The organism is Chitinophaga sp. YR573 (assembly GCF_900110995.1).
Lineage (GTDB): Bacteria > Bacteroidota > Bacteroidia > Chitinophagales > Chitinophagaceae > Chitinophaga.
The window spans coordinates 3,130,376-3,151,531 of the sequence record NZ_FOJF01000001.1; the positions used below are offsets into that span (position 1 = coordinate 3,130,376).

Consider the following 21,156-nt stretch of genomic DNA (forward strand, 5'->3'; position numbering starts at 1 on the left):
TATGGCGTTAAAATACCTATGAATAAAGCCGGATTTTGGGCAAATCCCGGAGCTGTTATCAAAGAGTATAAGCTCTTAACGGTTACGGTGTTGATCATCCTTTTGCTAAGATTAGCATTCATAGGCATAATGGGATTAATGCCCCAGGATGCCTACTACTCCTTCTATGGAGAACATCCTGCCCTTTCATATTTTGATCATCCTCCGGCTATTGCTTATTTATTAAAAACATTCACGACCATATTTGGTAAGAAGGTATTCGCCATTAAACTGGCGGATACCTTTATTACCTTACTGACTTTACTCTCATTCTACAAACTGGCAGGATATTTCCTCAGCCCCCGCAGAACAGACAATGCCTTATTGGTGTTTTTCTCCACGCTGATGGTAACCATTCTGTCATTGGTATCCACCCCGGATGTACCATTACTATTATGCTGGACATTGTCTCTCTTATGCCTGTATAAAGCCATTTTTCAGCACAAACAGGTTTGGTGGATACTGGCCGGTATCAGTATGGGCCTTACTTTCGATAGTAAATACACCGGATTGTTGATGCCTGCAGGTGTGGTACTGTTTTTAATATTATCAAATAAATACCGGCGGCTGTTGTTCTTTCCCTGGAGCTGGTTAGCTGTATTATTCTTCGGTATTACGATTAGTCCGGTCATCATATGGAATGTGCGTAATAATCTGGCATCCTTCCGTTTTCAGTCTTCTGAAAGAGTAAGCGGCTTCCATATCAATGTCATTGATTTCCTGGGAGTAGTTGGCCATCAGGCGGCTATCCTCATGCCCACATTATTATTCGCATTATGCTGGTTGTTATACCGGATCATTAAAAAATACAGCTGGAGAATAGCCACTATTCCTCAGGAGAAATTATTCCTTTTATGTTTTTTCGTACCGGTATTTGCAGGGTTCTTCCTCCTGTCATTTGTTACCTGGGTGAAATTAAACTGGATGATGCCTGCTTATATCACAGGTATTATTTTAATCACTCCTTACTTCAGTAAGAAATTAATCCGCTGGCAATTATGGTTTGCGCTTGTTGTACATCTGAGTATGGCAGTGGAAATATTGTGTTATCCGGTGGCTGTGAAATCAGATGATATCTGGCTGGGATGGGGGAATATGGCTAACGATGTAAAGATATTACAGCATAAGTATCCAAAGGATTTTATATTCTCTGCGGATGATTACAAAACAAGTGCCGTGCTGAATTTCTATATGAATGAAATGGTATACGGACAGAATATTCTTGGTCGTCCTGCCCTACAGTTTGATTATATCGGTACGGACCTGAATACGCTGAAAGGCAGGAATGCCTTATTTATCAATTCTCTTCCGGATGTAAAAGATGATTTTGATGAGAAGGGATTTGTTGCTGATCTGAATGGTTATTTTGATAATATCATACCATTAACACCGATTGTTATTCACAGGAATGGTAAAGTAGTAAGGAAATTCCTTGTATACAGATGTGAGAATTATCATCCGGAATTTATCCAAAATAACAGCCATTAAATGTAAATCTCACCTTTATAAATAATTGTCACTCCTACAGCTTATTTTTATTTACCTGTTTGTTCATCAGGATGTTTTTGTATTTTTAGGTACGAGGGGCATATTTCTACTTATTTTGCTAAGGGGTGAACAGCATGTACAATAGTGAGCATAATGAAAATAATCTGTTGCAACGGATAGCTGCCGGAGACGAAGCAGCATTTGCAGGATTATTTCATACCTACCATAACAGGTTGGGTGGCTTTGTATTGGGATGGACTAAATCCGCCGCCCTGACGGAAGAAATCGTCCAGGACGTATTCATGAAGATCTGGACACAGCGGGAACGCTTACCGGAAATAAAACAAATCGACAGTTATCTATATATCTTAGCCCGTAATGAGGCTTTCAACTGCTTGCGCCAGGCCGCCAGGGAACGTGTACGCCGGGAAACCTGGGAACATGATCAGGACGCAGCCCCAGTCGCAGAAGATAATGACTACACCCCGTTAATAGAACAGGCAGTCGCCAAACTCCCTACCCAGCAAAAGAAGGTGTATCTGTTGAAACAGCACCACCGCATGGCATATGCAGAAATCAGCCGTCACATGCAAATCTCCCCTGAAACCGCCCGTAAGCACCTGTCAGCAGCCTTACGCTCTATCACTGTTTATGTCCGCGCCCATCTCCATCACATCATTTTATTGGTCCTCATAAAGTTTTTTTAAAATAATTTGAAACGGACTACCCGGTTTTGTTTTTTCTGGTGTCTTTAATATACAAGGAACCAAAATCATCAACCGATGTCTGAGCCGGTATTACAAGATCTGATGCGCCGTTATTTCAATGGCACAGCCACTCCCGAAGAGGAAGAAGCGCTGATGCAATGGCTGTCGGACAGCAAAAACGAAGCTGCCGTTAAAGCTGTAATGGATGATGTGTGGAAAGACAGTACAGATGCACCTAAGATCTATACAGAAGAACAAAGCAGGCAATTATTACAAAACATACTCTCAGTAAAAGTAATACATACTAACAGGACCATCTGGTGGAGCGCTGCGGCGGCTGTACTATTATTAATACTCGCTGGTGGCTGGTGGTTAAGAACAGACAGGAAACAACCAATAGCACAAAAAGATACTAAAGATATTGGTCCTGGTGGCAACAAAGCTACCCTCACTCTCGCAAACGGCTCTGTAATCGTGCTGGAAGACGCTAAAAACGGCGCATTAAGCAAGCAGGGTACAGTTACTGTAATAAAACTAAAAAGCGGCCAATTGGCCTATAATAACGCAAAGGGGAATAGCAATGAACCTGCAGCGTTGAATACACTCGCCACTCCAAGAGGAGGGCAGTACCAGGTAACCTTGCCTGATGGTACTACCGTATGGCTAAACTCCGCCAGCAGCATCACTTTCCCAACTGCCTTCACCGGTAAGAACAGGGAAATAGTCTTAAAAGGAGAGGCCTACTTTGAAGTAGCCGCCAATGTAAAGCAGCCTTTTATGGTGAAAGTGAATAAGATGGAAGTGCAGGTATTAGGCACCAGCTTTAATCTGATGGCTTATTCAGACGAACAGACCGTGAAAACCACCCTGGTAGACGGAGCTGTAAAAGTAGTACAGGAAAGTAAGGACGTCATCCTGAAACCTGGTCAGCAGGCACAAACAGATAACAATGGAGATATAAAAATAGTAAAGGCGGATCTCGATGCAACCATTGCATGGAAGAACGGTCTCTTTACTTTTAACGACGCAACAATAGAAGATGTAATGCGCCAACTTGGCCGGTGGTACGATATGGAGATTGTTTATCCGGAAGGCATTCCGCAAGACCACTTCCGGGGGGAAATGTTCAGGAATGAAAACATGTCTTCAATATTAAAAATTCTGGAAGCAAGTGGCGTAAACTTTAGCATACAAGGCAGAAAGATCATAGTAAAGCCGTAATCAACTAATAATCAACCACGTTATAAAACTATGGACAAAGCACCGTAAGGAAAGACTGCCCATATACCGCAAAAAAAAGGGGCGATTGAGCCCGCCCCTGAATGCCGGGCCACGTTAGAAACAATCCGCGAAGACTATTTATTACTTAAACCCAAACACTGCAAAGTTATGCAATTGCATGATTATGTAAGGGCCACTTCTTTATCGTGGCTTTTACCAACCAAAATCGCAGCCCGCTGCAAGGGTGCTATGATGCACCGCAAAATTCTACTTGTTATGAAAATGACTGTTTTTTTGCTCACTATCGCCTTCCTGCAGGTTAATGCCACAGGATATGCGCAAAAGTTGAGCCTGTCGTTGAAAGACCGTCCGCTGGAAGACGTATTCCGGGAGATCAGGAAGAAGACAGGGTACACTTTCTTTTATAAACTGCAAATGTTGGAGCAGGCTAAAAAGGTAAGCGTAAGCGTAGAAAATGAAGACCTGCACGAAGTGCTGGACATCATCTTTAAAGATCAGCCTCTTACCTATGAAATGGTGAATAAAACTGTGGTGGTAAAGGCTAAACAGCCCGGGAGCCACTCCACTATGGTGGCTGAACCAGACGTGGCGCCTGCCCTGACCGTAGTGGGAAAAGTAACTGATGACAAAGGCAATCCTTTACCCGGCGTATCCGTACAGGTAAAAGGTACCACCAAAGGCACTCAAACCAGCGCTACAGGTGAATACAGCCTCAGTGGCGTAGCTGACAATGCCGTACTGGTATTCAGCTTTATAGGATTCCAGTCGCAGGAAATAACCGTAGGTGGCCGCAGCAACATTGCTGTTTCCCTGCTCACCAGTTCTCTGGGACTTAGCGATGTGGTAGTAGTAGGATATGGTAGCCAGAGCCGCCGGGCATTAACCAGCGCCGTAACTTCCATAAAGAGTGAAGACCTGAACCGTACCCCCAGCAACGACCCTGCACAGTTGTTACAGGGTAAAGTACCGGGATTAAACGTTACCAGCAATGGTGATCCGAATAAAACGGCTACCATGGTCCTGCGCGGTGCTTCTACTTTACGTACAGGAGCTGCACAACAGCCTTTTTATGTAGTAGATGGTGTACCGGGTGTAGACATCACATTGATTGCACCGGATGATATTGCCTCTATTGATGTACTGAAAGATGCTGCTGCAACTTCTATCTATGGTACACGTGCTGCAAATGGTGTGATTATGGTAACAACCAAAAGGGCAAAGAGCGGACAATCACAATTATCATATAGCGGTTATGTAGGTTTCGAGAAAGTGTCTAACAAGATGAAGATGATGAATGCTTCTCAGCTGAGAGACTTTGTAACGAAGAACAACCTTGCATTTGATCCTATTGATGATCAGGGTGGCAACACAGACTGGCAGAAAGAAGTAGAACGTAAAACCGGCGTTTCTCATAATCATAATATAGCCGTAAGCGGTGGAAGTGATAAAACTTTATATAGTGTAAGTCTTAATTATTTTAAGAAAGAAGGGATTATCAAAGGGACTCAGTCAGAGCGTTACAATGGCCGTTTGTTCATTGAGCAAAAGGCTTTTGATGATAAACTGAAACTGGGTTTCTCACTCAGTAATTCAGTGACGAATGCAGACAATATTCCTAACCTGCAGGTGACGGATCTGACGAGTGCAGCAAATTCTCCGGAGAATACCAACAAGGGTTATCTGCTGGAGAACATGGTAAAGTATTTACCGACTGTTCCTGTGTACCAGGCAAACGGTAGTCTCACAGAGAATTTTAAACGTGAAAAATATTTCAATCCGGTAGGGCTGCAAACCAATGCGTTTAGCAAACTGCAGACCAAGGCAATGATCGCAAATGTAACTGCACAACTGGAGTTACCTTTTGGATTTAAATATAACGTCAGCCTGGCCTGGCAGAATGTGCAGAAAACCGGAGGCACTTATTATAACAGCTATTATACTACCAACTATAATTCTTTGCTGCCTACAGGAGCCACCAATGGTCTTGCTTACAGAACATCTTTCCAGAATACCAATACTATTGCAGAAACCTACCTGACCTATGATAAGAAATTAGGCGCCCATTCCATTAACGCACTGGTAGGTTATTCTTATCAGCAGGATGGTAATAATGATGGGTTCCAGAGTAGTAACTACAATTTCCCTTCCGATGCACTGGGATATTATGGTATTAGTCTTGGAAGCAGTGGAACAGGCTACAAAGTAGACTGGGGAAATAACTATTATACCAAGCTGCGTCTTATATCGGACTTTGCCAGGTTGAATTATAATTATGCAGGTAAATACTTTTTGCAGGCTTCTGTGAGACGTGATGGTTCTTCTGCTTTTGGTAAAGATCATCAATGGGGATATTTCCCTTCCGTATCAGCAGCATGGAATGTTACCAGCGAGGAATTTATGAAAGGACAGCATGTTGTTGATGAACTGAAATTACGCGGAGGTTATGGTATTACAGGTAACTCTCTTGGTTTTGATCCTTATGTTTCAAAACTGCAATTTGGTTTTGCGGGTAACTTCTATTACAACGGATCGTATGTAAATGCGATAGGAGCTACACAGAATGCTAATCCTGATTTGCGCTGGGAAAAGACAGCCATGAGCAATATTGGTATCGATTATACCCTGTTACACGGACGCATTACAGGTACGGTAGATGTGTATAATAAGAAGACATCTGATCTGATATGGAATTATCCTGTAGCAACCACACAATATCCTGTAGGGACTTTAATTGCGAATGCAGGAACAATGACGAATAAAGGGATAGAGATCAGTATTAATGTGACGCCTGTAAAAACAAAGGACTTTTCATGGGTTACTTCACTGAACGTGGCGCATAATAAAAACAACATAGTATCTATGTCCAACAGCCGGTTCAGACTGGATTCCATTGCATTGATGCAACCGGATGGTGGCGGACAGACAAACGCTACACTGCAGTTGATAAAATCAGGACATCCTATAGGACAGTTCTTTACTTTTAAATATGCAGGTAAGGATGCAAACGGCGTTTCTCAGTACTATAATTCAAAAGGAGAGGTTACTTCGAGTGTATCTACGCTTACGAATCTGAAGGATTATTATTATGCCGGTGATGCACAGCCTAAATTATTGCTGGGATGGAATAATACGATTAACTATAAGCAACTGTCAGTTAATTTCTTCTTCCGTTCAACATTAGGTAATCATATCTTCAATGCCACCCGTGCAGATTTGAACAGACCTTCTACTGCCCAGCTCAACAATCTGCTGGTATCTTCTGCGGATGAATCTGCAAAGGATGTCAATGCCTACAGGTATTCTACCCGCTTTATTGAGAAAGGAGATTATGTAAGACTGGATAATGCAACGGTTGCTTACACCTTTAAGAATCTTGCAAAGAACCTCCGTTCCCTGCGTGTATATGTAAGCGGTAATAACCTGTTCACTATTACAGGATACAAAGGCATTGATCCTGAGGTAAACCTGGGCGGTTTAACCCCTGGTGTAGACTCAAATAATTTCTATCCTAAAACGCGCACTATCCTGGTAGGATTAAACGCTTCGTTTTAAATAAATAAAATTATTAGTTATGAATAAGCTTCTTCAATATATATTATTCACATTTCTGACGGCAGGTGGTTTAAGTGCCTGTCATGATCTTGATGTGCCCGTGGAAAGTAAACTGAATCCTGAAAACTTTCCACTAACACAAGCACAGGCTATTCTGGCATCCGGTCCGGTGTATACAGCTTTTGCGAATGCCAACCTGACCAGGGAATTCTGGTTCATGGAATCATTAAGTACCGATGAAAGCATATTACCTGCAAGAGGTGGTAACTGGCTTGATGGTAATAAGTATCAGCAGATGCATCTGCATACCTGGAATGCTGATAATGGTAATGTGGGTGCCGGATGGACATTACTGACCTCTACTATCAGTACCTCTAACCTGGTACTGTCTATCCTTGCCGCTTCTTCAGTAACACCTGATCCGCAGATCGTCGGAGAAGTGAAGACTATGCGTGCACTGTCTTATTATTTTATGATGGATAATTATGGTAATATTCCGGTGACTACTACTTTCGGAGATACCGCCCAACCTGCTACTACCAAACGTGCAGATGTATTTGCCTTCATTGAGAAAGAGGTGCTGGCTGCATTGCCGAGTCTCAGTACAACTGTAGGTACCAGTACGTACGGCAGGCCAACAAAGTATACTGCATTTGCATTACTGGCTAAAATGTACCTGAATGCAACAATATATACCGGCACAGAACGTAATGCTGATGCCGTAAGAATGTGCGATAGTATTATCAGTTCCGGTAAGTTCGCTCTGGAAAGCAACTACAAAGCTATGTTTGCTATCAATAATGGTCCCAATACCGGTGGCGGTAAGGAGTTCATCTTTGCAGTACCTAATACAAATGCAACAACGAGCAGTACCCAGACAACCGGACAGTTCTTTGCACGGTATTATCTTCACCGGGCAATGAAAGCCAAATACTCACTTCCTTATACACCAAGTGGTGCAGTGAGTATAATGCCGGAATTTTACAGTTACTTTAATCAGACCGGCGATGTGCGTAATGATATCTTTTTAAAGGGCAAACAGTATGATTACCAGGGGAAGCCTATTGTGATCTCTACAACCAATATAGGTTATGATGCCAGCTATGCCGGTGGTGATCCAACAGCAGCATATAACTACGAGTTAACTCTTACCCCGAATATCGTACTTACCGATGTCCTTAACTTTGATGCCGGTAATGATGAAAAGAGCTGGGCTGAAGGATATCGTTGTATTAAATTCTATCCGGACAGTACTTCTACTTCCCGTAACCAGGATAATGACTTTCCGATTTTCCGGTATGCAGATATCCTTCTCATGAAGGCGGAAGCTATTCTGCGTGGAGCCGCTGCGACCAATGGTCAAACAGCTCTTTCCCTTACCAATGATGTAAGAACTATCCGTAATACGACCGCTTTAACCGCTGTAACGCTGGATGATCTGTATGCCGAAAGGACCCGTGAATTGGTATATGAAAGCTGGCACAGGAATGATATGATCCGCTTTGGTAAGTTTGAAGGCTCATGGGGATATAAAACGGATGCAGATGTAAATCACCGCATCTATCCTATACCCACCTTTGCCCGGGCATTGAATCCTAAGCTGGATCAAAACCCCGGATATTAAAATAGTTCATTTTGCATTTGTTTTTTTATATCTTTTCAGGGATTTGGGGCTGATATCTGGTCAGCCCCATCCTCGTTATGAATATAAAATAAATTAATCATGAAGGTCTCTCGTTTCATTCTGTTACTGCTTTTTGTTTATAAAGTGTCTTTCGGACAAGAAATAGCTGCTACACCTCCAATGGGCTGGAATAGTTACAACAGTTTTGGTGGTGCTGTACATGAAGATGAAGTAAAAGCGAATGCCGATTACATGGCTAAGTACCTCAAACCATATGGCTGGCAATATATCATCGTAGATTATTGCTGGTATTATCCTCACCCACCCGGAGCAAAGGTATCTAACGCACCACAGTTCAGGCTGGAAGACGGAGCTTATGTTCCCTGGTGCAGTATGGATGAGTATGGAAGACTATTACCTGATCCGGGCAAATTCCCTTCCTCAAAAGATGGACAGGGATTCAAGCCTTTAGCAGATTATGTACATTCTCTCGGATTAAAATTCGGGATTCATATTATGAGAGGAATACCCCGTCAGGCAGTATGGGCGAACACAAAGATCTTAGGTACGGATGCACATGCTGCTGACATTGCGGATCAGAATTCTATCTGTCCCTGGTTGAACCATATGTATGGATTAAAAGATGCAGAAGCGTATTATAAATCGCTGATAACACTGTATGCCTCATGGGGCGTGGATTACATTAAGATGGATGATATGACCGCTGATGCGGAAGATCAGGTATATCACCAGAATGAAGCAGAAGCTATTCACAAAGCAATAAAAGAATCAGGCAGGCCTATCGTTCTCAGTCTTTCTCCTAAAAACCTGAAGAAAGAACTGCCCAGTATAAAAGAGAATTCAAATTTATCCCGTATCTCAGGGGATTTCTGGGATAACTGGAAACAGTTAAAACAACAGTTTGATCATTGTGCAGAATGGATGGGCATAGGCGCTCCCGGCTATTGGCCGGATGCAGACATGCTGCAATTCGGGAAAGTCTCCAAACGCGGACCGGTATCAGAAGAAAGATTTTCAAGATTAACAGAAGATGAACAACGTACACACATGACCTTATGGTGTATGTTTAATTCTCCTTTGATGATGGGAGGGAATATGCCGGAGAATACAGACTTTGTAAAACAGTTACTGACCAATAAAGATGTGCTGGATGTTGATCAGCACAGTATTAACAGCCGGCAGTTATACCGTAAGGAAAACGCTGTTGTATGGGTTTCTCAGATGCCTGCTACAGGTGCCTGGAACATCGCATTCTTTAACCTGGGAGATGAGCCACAGGAAATAGCTGTAGACTTTTCCGCACTGGGTATAAAAGGAAGCTGGCAGGTAAAAGACCTATGGCAACAAACATCAGCAGGTGTTGCTAAAAATAGTTTTAAACAGAAGATCAATCCGCATGGAACAGCCTTGTTCCAGTTGAGTAAGAAATAAAACATCATGAAAATATGCAATAAATTGTTACGCATGATCTGCGTAATGGTAATATCCATGCAGCTTCCTGCCGTTGCTCAGCTGAATAAAGAAGCTGCTTTAGCGCTGATAAAAAGAGTAGTGCCGCAACAGGCCGCAGCGTTTACAGTCGAGTCTTTACCGCAGAAAGATGTGTTTGAAATAGAAAGCAAACAAGGGAAAATAATTCTTCGCGGTAATAACGGCGTATCAGTTGCTTCTGCTTTATATTATTACCTCACGGAATATGGTCATTGCCAGATCACCTGGAATGGCAGCAACCTGAAACTACCGGTTAAACTACCTGTTGTTCCTCAGAAGATAAAAAAAGCAACACCTTACGAATATCGCTACTATCTCAACTACTGCACCTTCAACTACAGTATGAGCTGGTGGGACTGGGACCGTTGGCAAAAGGAAATTGACTGGATGGCATTGCATGGCATCAACATGCCGCTGGCCCTTACAGGAGAAGAATATACCTGGTACGAAGTATACAAAAACATGGGTTTTACAGATAAAGACCTGGAAGACTTCTTCTGCGGCCCTGCTTACTTCGGCTGGTTCTGGATGGGAAACCTGGATGGTTGGGGTGGTCCTTTACCTCTCAGCTGGATGAAAAGTCATAAGACCTTACAGGAAAAGATCGTAAAACAGGAGAGAGCATTAGGTATGCGTCCTGTACTCCCGGCTTTTACCGGCCATGTCCCTTCTGCCTTTAAAAAGAAATTCCCGAATGCAAAACTCAAAGCCACCAACTGGACCAACGGTTTTGCTGATACCTATATCCTGGATTCAGAGGATCCGCTGTTTGCACAGATAGGAAAGAAATTCCTGCAGACACAAACCCGTTTATTCGGGACAGATCATTTATACTCTGCTGATACCTTTAATGAAAACGAACCTCCTTCAGATGATTCGGCTTATCTCTCCCAGTTAAGCGCCAGGATTTATGAAGGCATGAGACAGGCGGATACAGCAGCTATCTGGGTGATGCAGGGATGGTTATTTTACAGCGACCGTAAGTTCTGGAAAGCTCCTCAGATAGAAGCATTGTTAAAAGCCGTGCCGGATGATAAGATGATCCTGCTGGACCTGGCCGCAGAAATAGAACCTGTCTGGAAAAGGACGGAAGCCTTCTACGGCAAGCCCTGGATCTGGAATATGCTGAACAACTTCGGTGGTAATGTAAATTTATTCGGCCGTATGGATGGCGTAGCTGCCGGTCCTGCACTGGCGTTACATGATACTGCCTCTAAACGCTTATCCGGCATAGGGCTTACTATGGAAGCCATTGAGCAGAACCCTGTCATCTATGAATTAACCATGCAGCATACCTGGCAAACAGAACCTGTACAGTTAGATGAATGGCTGCCTAAATATATACAGAACCGCTACGGCACACAAAACGATAGTCTGTTAAAAGCATGGCAGATACTAAGGCACACTGTTTACAACGGTAAACTGATCAGAGATGGAGCAGAATCTATTATCACCGGCCGCCCTACTTTTGACTCAACTACTAAATGGACAAGGACATTACTCAATTATCCGCCTAAAGAATTACTCCCGGCCTGGGATTTGTTTATCAGATCAGCTGATATAAAAACCGACGGCTTCACTTATGATCTTGTAGACATTACCCGTCAGGTAATGGCAAACTACGCATTGCCTTTACAGCAGAAATGGATCAAAGCCTACAAAGCAAAGGACAGTGTTGCTTTCAGGAAAACAAGTACCGCATTTTTAACATTGATAGAAGATCTGGACAGACTGCTGGCTACAAAGAAGGACTTTATGCTGGGGCCATGGTTAGCGGATGCAAGAAAATGGGGAACTACTCCAAAGGAGAAAGCGCTATACGAACGTAATGCCCGTGACCTCATCACCCTCTGGGGAGATGCAGAAAGCCCTTTACACGAATACTCTAACCGGCAATGGAACGGCTTATTAAATGACTTCTATAAAGCACGCTGGCAACAGTTTTTCACCCTGCTCAATAAATCTCTTGTAACAAACACAGCCCCAGATCTGAATACATTCGAAAAAACAATCAGTCAATGGGAATGGAAATGGGTAAATCAACAAAAGGTTTTCCCTGTAACAGCATCTGGTAATCCTGTCTCAGTATCAAAAGAGATGTACAACAAATATCACAGGCTAATTGAATCCGCATATGAATAATTGTTGTATTGACACAGAAATAAATTATTCCTGAAAGTAATGAACTTCAGAATAACTACAGGATTGCCCGTTAATTTTGCCACATGAAACCGATAACATTCCTGGCAATCATACTGCTCACAGGTTTTTGGGGTTATGCACAGCAACCCTATCATTTGGTAGAAAAGATCAACTTACCCGGAGACGGCAAGTGGGATTACCTGATGATGGATGATGACAATAACCGGCTGTTCGTCTCTCATGCAGACAGGGTACATGTGGTATCACTCACAACCGGTAAGCCGCTGGCGGAAATCGGTAACTTAAGTGGGGTACATGGCATTGCACTGGTTAAGGAAGAGAACAAAGGATATATCTCTAACGGTACAACGAACTCAGTGACCGTTTTTGATTATACAACCTTTAAAGTCCTCAAAACGATTCCTCTCAGCGGTAAAAAGCCAGACTGTATCATGTATGATAAATTCTCCAATAAGGTATACGCCTTCTGTGGGAACAGTCAGAATGCAGTTGTTATTGACGTAAAGACAGATACTGAAACCAGTACTATTCAACTGGGAGGAAGTCCGGAGTTTGCAGTTTCCGATGGAAAAGGACTGATATATAATAACCTGGAAGATAAAAACGAAGTAGTTGTGATTGATACCAAAGCAGGTAAGGTAATCAGGCGTTATGCTTTAAAGAAAGGAGAAGCGCCTACCGGTATTGCAATGGATAAGACTAACAACAGGTTATTCACTGTTTGCAGTGATACTAAAAACCTGCTGGTATTAGATGCCGCAGATGGAAAGATCGTTGCTGAATTGCCTATCGGTGGAAGGGTAGATGCTGTTGTTTATGATAAGGCACAACAACTGATTGTTACTTCCAACGGAGAAGGGAATGCCACTTTTATCCATCAGAAAGATGCAGATCATTACGAAGTAATACAAACTTTACAAACACATCCGGGGTTAAGAACATTGGTGTATAGTAAAGCATCTCATAACATTTTTATCAGCGGAGCTGAATTACAGGACAAACAAATTAAACCGGGCACTTTTGGCGTGTATGTATACGGGCCTGGAAAGTAAACATATTATATCCTATGAATAAATGGGCTGTCTTATATTTTGAGACAGTCCTTTCCTATGCAGATAACTGACCTTCGACCATCTTTCTATAATACTTATGCTGTATCTCTTCCAATAAGGGGATCTTGCTGGTAAGCATTTCACTCAATACATACAACTCCTCATCATGTTTTCCCTTATCACTAAAATATACATACTGCGTATTAATATAATTACTGATCTTTTTATATAAAGATGATTCCGGAGAAATTATATTCTCTTTTATTATAGACTGCATCACTTTCTTTATCACTATTTCATGCGCTGTTATTTTATCTAAGGCAGATCTCACTTCTTCAGGAGTAAGCATACTGATATAAAAAGAGTGTATCAATTGTTTGATCTGGTCTACTGTTTCCGCGAAAGTAATTTGTTGCTGCTGAATGGCCTGGCACTGCTGATATAACACCATCACACTATTATTCTGCTGATAAAAAAAAGCAAATGCCTGTTTATCCATCTGCAATAGCTTTTCTTTCATCAACACAATCTCTTCTTCCATTTTTGCAATGAGTGTATCACAATTACTCCGCACATACCTGGCTCCTTCGAAATCAAAAGACTCAGCACGAATATGTTTTTCTTTAATTGCTTTTAAAGTAACAATATCCTTTTCATTACGGGAGATAAAAGAGGGTAACTGTCCATTTTCTTCATTGAACAACTCCCCGAACTGCACGTATACAGGTTGAGTAGCCAATGCTTCCAGATCCCAGCCGATAAGATCAATATAACGTTGATCATAGAGCCCTTTATAAACAGCAGGCATCTTATATGGATTTGTCTGATACCATGTATCAAACTCCTCTTCCTCATAAAACTGAAAATTGCGTCCCTGTGTTATTTCCCTGTAGATATTAGCTGTTAATGTCTCCTGTAAGGCCTTTGCATTATTGAACAACTCCCAGGCGCTTGTATCATCCGGCTCAAAAAGATCGGGAAATTCTGTTGGAGCAGCAGATTCAAGACGTTGTATTCTTTCTTTCAATGTTGGATAACAGGCCCACTGATTTTTATAATTGATCCTTGACTTTGAAAGAGGATGGACAAACCTGGAACGTAATACCGTTAGTTGATTGCTAAAAATATTACGCGTTACCTTCTTCTCTTTCATAAATGCACTGGCCGCATTCAGTGCAATGGTATAACAACCACCGGCAACAGCAATCCTGTTAAGCGCAGTTACCAGATTATTCCCTCCGGCAACACCCGCTGCAATCGCATCTGCATGAAACGAAACCTCATGGCTTATCGTCAGATAGTTTTTACTGATAATCTTATACACCTTTTGTAAGATCAGTAAAATACCCTTACCAATCTTACCTGCAGGCAAAGCAAAGAATGCGAAAACATCGCGCATCTTTGCCCTGGATTGCATAAATTTTGCATCCCTGCTATTATCATACAGCATATTATAAATGAGGTAATTAGCCTCGTATACAAACCGTTTTGTACTTTTCCGGCTAAAGTACCCGAATTCACAAGCTAAAGTCGCCCTAAACTCATCGATATTAATACTGTTCACAAACCCCGGCCCGATTTCAAGATTACCAGATACAGGGAAGAAAATACTCCATAAGCTGGCGTTATAACGTACACTGATATTTATTGCAGGAGATAGAAAGATCTTCTTAGGAAATGGGATGCCAACATCGGCTGTCAATTGCCGGATAAATGTAAACAACTGAGGATGTTCTTCTTCTGTAATTTCTACCCCACCTGGATTGTATCCCCTGAACAAGTAGTTGATTAGAAAAAACAATACCAAACCATCAGCGGCAATCAATGCCGCACCCGCTAAAATGTCTGCCATAGCAGGTCTGGTCATAATGATCCAGATACCCAAAGCACCACAAACACCAATAAGCGCCATCGCCGCACTCACTATAACAGCATAAATGACTTTGTCGTACCGCCAGGGCTTAACCAGGAATTTTATAAGGTGGAACAACACCAACCCACCAAAGGCAACCAGGGCCACCCCTGTAACAACAATCAGGAATTCAGGGGTAGTAATAATAATCCAAAGACCGGCATAACAAACAGCAACAGCAAGAAGAGCAACTGTTATCAACAATGCTGCATAAACAACAAAGAAAAGAAAAACAGCAGTTATCACCTTTCTAAACCCCACAGAACGTCCCGGCTTGAACCAAAACAACACATCTTTTATCATAGAAAGGACAGATATTCCGGAACAAAAACAATCTTATTTCTTTAACAAAATAGCGAGAACTTTGGAATAACCATTAAACTAATTATATGATTCCACGTAAAGTTGCAATCGTAGGTTATAACCGCATCCCTTTTGCCCGGAACAATACCGCCTATACAGAGGCCGGTAATAAAGATATGATGACAGCAGCCCTCAACGGTTTAATAGAGCGTTATCAGCTGAAAGGAGAACTGCTAGGTGAAGTAGCCGGTGGTGCTGTCATCAAACACAGCTGGGAAATCAACCTGCTACGAGAGTGTGTGATGAGTACTTCCCTGGACCCGAACACTGCCGCCTGTGATATCCAGCAGGCATGTAACACCGGAATAGAAGCTGCAATATATATCGCTAATAAAATAGCCCTGGGGCAGATAGACTCCGGTATCGCCGGAGGTGTAGACTCCGCCAGCAATGTCCCTTTAGTACTGGGAGAAAAACTCAGACATATTCTACTATCCGCCAGAAGAGCAAAAACCTTCGGTGCAAGACTAAAACAGTTCTCAAAGATCCGCCTGAAAGACCTTAGTCCCATAGCGCCTATGAACATAGAACCAAGGACCGGTTTATCTATGGGCGGACATACAGAGATCACTGCTAAATACTATAATATTTCAAGAGAAGCGCAGGACCAGTACTCATTGGAAAGCCATCAGAAAATGGCAAAAGCCTATGATAATGGCTTCTTTGATGATATGCTAACGCCCTTCCTTGGCCTGGAAAAGGATAATAATTTAAGGAGAGATACCAGTCTGGAGAAACTGGCAAAGCTGAAACCAGCCTTCGATAAAGTAAATGGTACACTCACTGCCGGTAACTCATCCCCTTTAACAGATGGGGCTTCCTGTATCCTGCTGGCCAGTGAAGACTGGGCAAAAGCACATAACCTGCCCATTCTGGCTTATCTCACGCATGCAGAAGTCGCAGCCATAGAATACATCGAACACAAACAAAACCTCTTATTATCACCTGTATATGCTGCTGACCGTATGCTCACAAAAGCCGGTCTCACGTTACAGGACTTTGATTTCTACGAGATTCATGAAGCCTTTGCGGCACAGGTACTGGCCATCCTTAAAATATGGGAAAGCCCGGAACTAATGAAAACTTTCGGGATTGATCATGCATTGGGCAGTATAGACAAAGCCAGACTAAACGTAAACGGCAGCAGCCTTGCAGGAGGACATCCCTTCGCCGCCACCGGCGGACGTATCCTGGCCGTTATGGCCAAATTGCTGCATGAAAAGGGGAGTGGCAGGGGATTTATCTCTGTTTGTGCCGCAGGTGGACAAGGAGCTACGGTAATACTTGAAAAATAAAAAGAGGCTCATAATTGAAATGCCCCGACACTTTTTGGGGCATTTCAATTATGAGCCTCTTTAGAAAATTAATATTCTACCATCATCTCATCCACATTACACCACAACCATCTTTCTCCCGGTTCTGCCGATGAAATAACCGGATGTTTTGTCTTGTGATAATGTTTCTGCATATGCTGATTCGGAGAATCATTACAACATAAAGTTACCCCACAGGTCTGACAGGTACGGAGATGCACCCAGTCGTCGCCCGTCTTTATACATTCCTCACATACATGCTCATGCTCAACTTTTAATGTGTGAATTGCTTGCAGGTGTTGACAGATATCTGGTTCCATGTATTATTATTTTACTTCAGCAAGATATTTATGTACAAAACTAATCGCCATTGAACCCTCACCCACAGCTGCCGCAACTCTATTCATTGCACGCGCACGCACATCGCCAGCAGCAAAGATCCCCGGACAACTGGTCTCCAGCAGATAAGGATCGCGGTTCTGTTTCCAGATCTTAGTAAAGTTCTCATATCCCTTCAACTCGCGCCCGGTTTCAATAAAGCCTTTTTCATCTTTGATAATATCCAGTGCAATCCAGTCCGTAAAAGGCTTCGCCCCTATAAAGATGTATAACGCATCGGCCTCCACGGTCGCCGTCTCGGACGTTTCAATATTCATCAGTGTCAACTGCTCTAATTTATCAGACCCTTTGGCTTCCGTAATCTCAGTCTTGGGGCGTAAAATGATATTAGGCACCCCCTTTATCTGTTCAATAAGATAAGCAGACATCGTACTGCTAAGATCATCTTTACGGATTAGGATATACACGTTCTTCGCAAACTTGGACAAATACATCGCCGCCTGACCAGCAGAATTACCCCCGCCTACAACATACACTTCCTTATCCCTGCAGGCCGTAGCTTCCGTCATAGCAGCCCCATAATAAATCCCTGCTCCTGTAAAATCAGCCACCCCTTTTGTATCTAAGGTCCGGTAATCAACACCGGTAGTGATAATCACGCTGCGGGTGTTAATGACAGTATCATCTTCCAGGATAATCTTATTATATCCATCCTTCTGCTGAATATCCTTCACTGACTGTGGTGTAATCAACTCCGTCCCTAATCTCGCCGCCTGCGTCACCGCACGACGTGTTAACTCTGCACCACTCAACCCCGTAGGAAAGCCCAGGTAGTTCTCTATACGGGAGCTGGTGCCTGCCTGTCCGCCAGGCGCGCGTCTTTCTATCAGTAATGTCTTCAGCCCTTCAGAAGCGCCATACACTCCTGCTGCAAGACCCGCAGGGCCACCACCAATGATCACCACATCATACACATCATGTTTCACCTGTGGATTCAACCCCACTTTTTGGGCAATCTCTATAATAGTAGGATTGATCAGATAACTGCCATCTTCAAAAAAGATAACAGGTAGATTATCATTGCTGAGATTATTCAGTTTAAGCAAACGACCGGATTCTTCCGCCGTCTGTACATCCAGCCATTTATAGGGAATAAGATTCCCCGCCAGGAACTCCTTGATGGTATGAGATGTTCTGGAATACTGCTGCCCTACTACTTTAATCCCTTTAAAATCAGAATGATACTCAGTTTGCCAGTCTTCGAGCAATCCGCTGATAACCGGGTACAGTTTCTCTTCCGGTGGGTCCCATGGTTTCACCAGGTAATAATCCAGTTGCACCGTATTGATCGCTTTAATAGCAGCATCTGTATCTGAATAAGCCGTCAGTAACACACGTTTGGCTTCCGGATAAAACGATATCGCCTTCTCCAGGAAGGCCACACCTTCTACACCAGGCATACGCTGGTCTGTGATGAACATGGCAATTGTCTCGCCTTTATTCTTCAGTTCCAGCAAACTTGCCAGCGCCTCTTTCACATCAGCAGTACTGATTATTTTATATTGATCACGGTATTTACTTTTAAGGTCCCGGACTAAAGCTCGTAGTACTTGCGCATCGTCGTCGATGCAGAGAATGATAGGTAAATTCATTGTTTTATCTGTTGGCATACAATACCAGTTTAAATATGCAAATTATCCATTGATCGGAAGGTGAACAACAAATGCCGTACGCCCTGGTTCAGAGCTAACGTTAATGTTGCCACGGTGATGACGAATAATCTGGTGTACAATATCCAGTCCCAGACCGGTTCCCTTTCCTACTTCTTTAGTAGTAAAGAAAGGATCAAAAATCTTCGACATGGTAGCCTCAGGAATACCCGGGCCATTATCAATAATACAAACCTGTATATACTCCCCTTCTCTCAGCGTATATATTTCTAAGACACCTTTCTGATTAGGCTCCATAGCGTCCAGTGCATTGTCTATCAGGTTTGTCCATATCTGGTTCAATTCACCAACATAGGCCAGTATCTGTGGCAGGTCCCTGTCGAAACGCTCAACCACTTCAACATTCCCTTTACGGATCTTATATTGAAGGATGGTCAGCGTATTGTTAATCCCGCTATGGATATCGGTCAGTTGTTTTTCCAGTCCCTGGTCCATATGGGTGAATGTTTTGATAGAGCCTACCAGGTGTGCAATACGACTGGAAGCTTCTTCAATATCAGTCACCATTTTTTCAGTCACAAGATTATTATTGATCCACATGAAGACGGCAGAGAGGTGGGCCGTTGGTATATGTTCCTTAAAAGACTCCAGATCTTCCTCCGTAAACCCAAAGTCAACAAGATTCTCCGCCAGTTCCACACTATTTGTTATCTCATGATCATCCAGCCAGTCGGTCAGTTCATCTTCCTTATCAGATCTATCTAATAAAGATAACACTGGTTTATCCGCGCGGTTCAATACGGCAAACATTCTGTCATTCACAATATCCACATCTTCAGGACTCATCCTTATAGAAAGGATATCTTTAAATGATTCCGGTAATAAATGCAGGTGTTTCTTTAAAGACACTGCTCCGCGTACCACAGCTGCTGCGGGGTTATTCAACTCATGTGCCAGGCCGGCAGAGAGTTTACCCAGCGCTACCATCTTTTCATTCTGCTGAACAAGAGCGGCATAGTTACGTACCCTGTCGGTCATTACATGCACCAGCGCCTGCGTCAGTTCAAAATAATTACGGATCAGTTCATTCATTTTCCCGATGGGAAAACGCATGATGAGGGTGTCTACAATGGCCTCGCAGTGAACACTAGCAGTCAGTCCTCTTGAAAAGGGCAGGTAACCAATAATGTATTTGTCTTCAAAACGGGCTATTTCCTGAGCCTGATTGTCATTGAGGACCCGGCATATTCGCACTAAGCCGGATATAATGAATAGGGTTGATGCCAGTGGGTCTCCGCTTTTGAATAAAAACCCACCTGCAGGTATGGTGAGTAACTCACTTTGGTCTATCAGCCATTGAAGCTGATCCACGGGAACATCCTGTAGCACTTCTACAGATTGCAGCCATTCAGTTGTAATATTATTCATGTCAGTTAAAGTTACTTATTATCCTGCTAACTGCCGAGGGAACCGATGATATGTACATCCTAAGCCACTACTTTAGCAATACCAAACGCTGCGCCTGCAGCCAGTAAACCTATCATGGTTACTTTTAATGCGCCCTGAACAGGTGGTTGTCCTGTTACTTTACTCTTGAAGAAGCCAAATACAAAAAGACAGATAATAGTAAGAATGGCAGACACTACCAGTCCCTGCTGAGGATTAGATGTAAAAATATAACCGGAGAGGGGGAGTAACCCACCTACAAAATAAGACCCGCCAATGGTAAGGGCGCTCTGCAGGGCGCGGTTAGGATTGGGGGCTTCCAGTCCAAGCTCAAACTTCATCATAAAATTCACCCATTTGGTTTTGTCTTTGGCCATTTCATTGGCTATCAGGTCCTGGGTTTCCGCACTAAGCCCATATTCGGCAAATACTTCCTTTACCTCTTCCATTTCCTTTTCGGGCACTTTTTCCACCTCATCATATTCCCTTTTCAGCTCACTCTGGTAATGTTCCAGTTCTGTTCTCCCTGCTAAAAAACCACCTAAACCCATGGCAATACAACCGGCTACGATTTCAGCGATGCCAGCAGTGATAATAATATTATTACTGCTAACAGCTCCACTCAGCCCTGCTGCCAGTGCAAAGGGGACAGTCAGCCCATCACTCATACCTATGACCATATCAGTAATAAAATCCGAGCTTTTAAGGTGTTGTTCCGTATGCTGCATATTCAA

At 43.0% G+C, this 21,156-nt stretch carries 14 protein-coding genes; 9 read left to right on the forward strand and 5 right to left on the reverse strand.

Annotated features, from left to right (window positions below; translation table 11 throughout):
- The first annotated feature begins 18 nt into the window (after positions 1-18).
- The 8 genes from BMW86_RS13245 (at position 19) to BMW86_RS13280 (ending at position 13,379) form a co-directional block, all read left to right on the forward strand.
- On the forward strand, positions 19-1,527 hold the full coding sequence (locus BMW86_RS13245) for an ArnT family glycosyltransferase (protein ID WP_089782227.1): 1,509 nt from the start codon (positions 19-21) through the stop codon (positions 1,525-1,527).
- Between the two features lie 134 nt (positions 1,528-1,661).
- Positions 1,662-2,234, forward strand: coding sequence for an RNA polymerase sigma factor (locus tag BMW86_RS13250; protein ID WP_089782228.1), 573 nt, complete (start codon positions 1,662-1,664; stop codon positions 2,232-2,234).
- 75 nt (positions 2,235-2,309) lie between these two features.
- The gene (locus tag BMW86_RS13255; protein WP_089782229.1) at positions 2,310-3,455 is read left to right on the forward strand and encodes a FecR family protein; all 1,146 of its coding nucleotides are present in this window, start codon (positions 2,310-2,312) and stop codon (positions 3,453-3,455) included.
- Between the two features lie 276 nt (positions 3,456-3,731).
- A complete protein-coding gene (locus BMW86_RS13260; protein WP_089782230.1) occupies positions 3,732-7,028 on the forward strand; it encodes a TonB-dependent receptor in 3,297 nt (1,098 codons plus the stop codon).
- Between the two features lie 19 nt (positions 7,029-7,047).
- Complete coding sequence (locus BMW86_RS13265; protein ID WP_089782231.1) at positions 7,048-8,652, forward strand: RagB/SusD family nutrient uptake outer membrane protein; 1,605 nt, start codon at positions 7,048-7,050, stop codon at positions 8,650-8,652.
- 99 nt (positions 8,653-8,751) lie between these two features.
- Positions 8,752-10,104 (forward strand): glycoside hydrolase family 27 protein, encoded by a 1,353-nt coding sequence (locus BMW86_RS13270; RefSeq protein WP_089782232.1) that lies wholly within the window; start codon positions 8,752-8,754, stop codon positions 10,102-10,104.
- A gap of 6 nt (positions 10,105-10,110) precedes the next feature.
- Positions 10,111-12,306 (forward strand): alpha-N-acetylglucosaminidase, encoded by a 2,196-nt coding sequence (locus tag BMW86_RS13275; RefSeq protein ID WP_218149142.1) that lies wholly within the window; start codon positions 10,111-10,113, stop codon positions 12,304-12,306.
- Between the two features lie 83 nt (positions 12,307-12,389).
- A complete protein-coding gene (locus BMW86_RS13280) occupies positions 12,390-13,379 on the forward strand; it encodes a YncE family protein (protein ID WP_143056565.1) in 990 nt (329 codons plus the stop codon).
- Between the two features lie 55 nt (positions 13,380-13,434).
- Here the strand turns inward: BMW86_RS13280 and BMW86_RS13285 are convergent, their stop codons facing one another.
- Entirely contained in the window at positions 13,435-15,594 is a 2,160-nt protein-coding gene (locus BMW86_RS13285) for a M48 family metallopeptidase (protein WP_089782233.1), read from the reverse strand.
- 86 nt (positions 15,595-15,680) lie between these two features.
- Here BMW86_RS13285 and BMW86_RS13290 point away from each other — a divergent pair, with 86 nt between their 5' ends.
- On the forward strand, positions 15,681-16,949 hold the full coding sequence (locus BMW86_RS13290) for an acetyl-CoA C-acetyltransferase (protein ID WP_089782234.1): 1,269 nt from the start codon (positions 15,681-15,683) through the stop codon (positions 16,947-16,949).
- Between the two features lie 68 nt (positions 16,950-17,017).
- Here the strand turns inward: BMW86_RS13290 and BMW86_RS13295 are convergent, their stop codons facing one another.
- Genes BMW86_RS13295 through BMW86_RS13310 form a run of 4 tightly spaced genes read right to left on the reverse strand, consistent with a single transcriptional unit; the run spans position 17,018 to position 21,150 of the window.
- Positions 17,018-17,287, reverse strand: a complete 270-nt coding sequence (locus tag BMW86_RS13295; RefSeq protein WP_089782235.1) for a UBP-type zinc finger domain-containing protein — start codon at positions 17,285-17,287, stop codon at positions 17,018-17,020.
- Positions 17,288-17,293: 6 nt separating this feature from the next.
- On the reverse strand, positions 17,294-18,976 hold the full coding sequence (locus BMW86_RS13300) for an NAD(P)/FAD-dependent oxidoreductase (protein ID WP_255372917.1): 1,683 nt from the start codon (positions 18,974-18,976) through the stop codon (positions 17,294-17,296).
- A 24-nt stretch (positions 18,977-19,000) separates the two neighbouring features.
- A complete protein-coding gene (locus tag BMW86_RS13305) occupies positions 19,001-20,404 on the reverse strand; it encodes a sensor histidine kinase (RefSeq protein WP_089782236.1) in 1,404 nt (467 codons plus the stop codon).
- A 59-nt stretch (positions 20,405-20,463) separates the two neighbouring features.
- A complete protein-coding gene (locus tag BMW86_RS13310; RefSeq protein ID WP_089782237.1) occupies positions 20,464-21,150 on the reverse strand; it encodes a VIT1/CCC1 transporter family protein in 687 nt (228 codons plus the stop codon).
- Between the last annotated feature and the right edge of the window lie 6 nt (positions 21,151-21,156).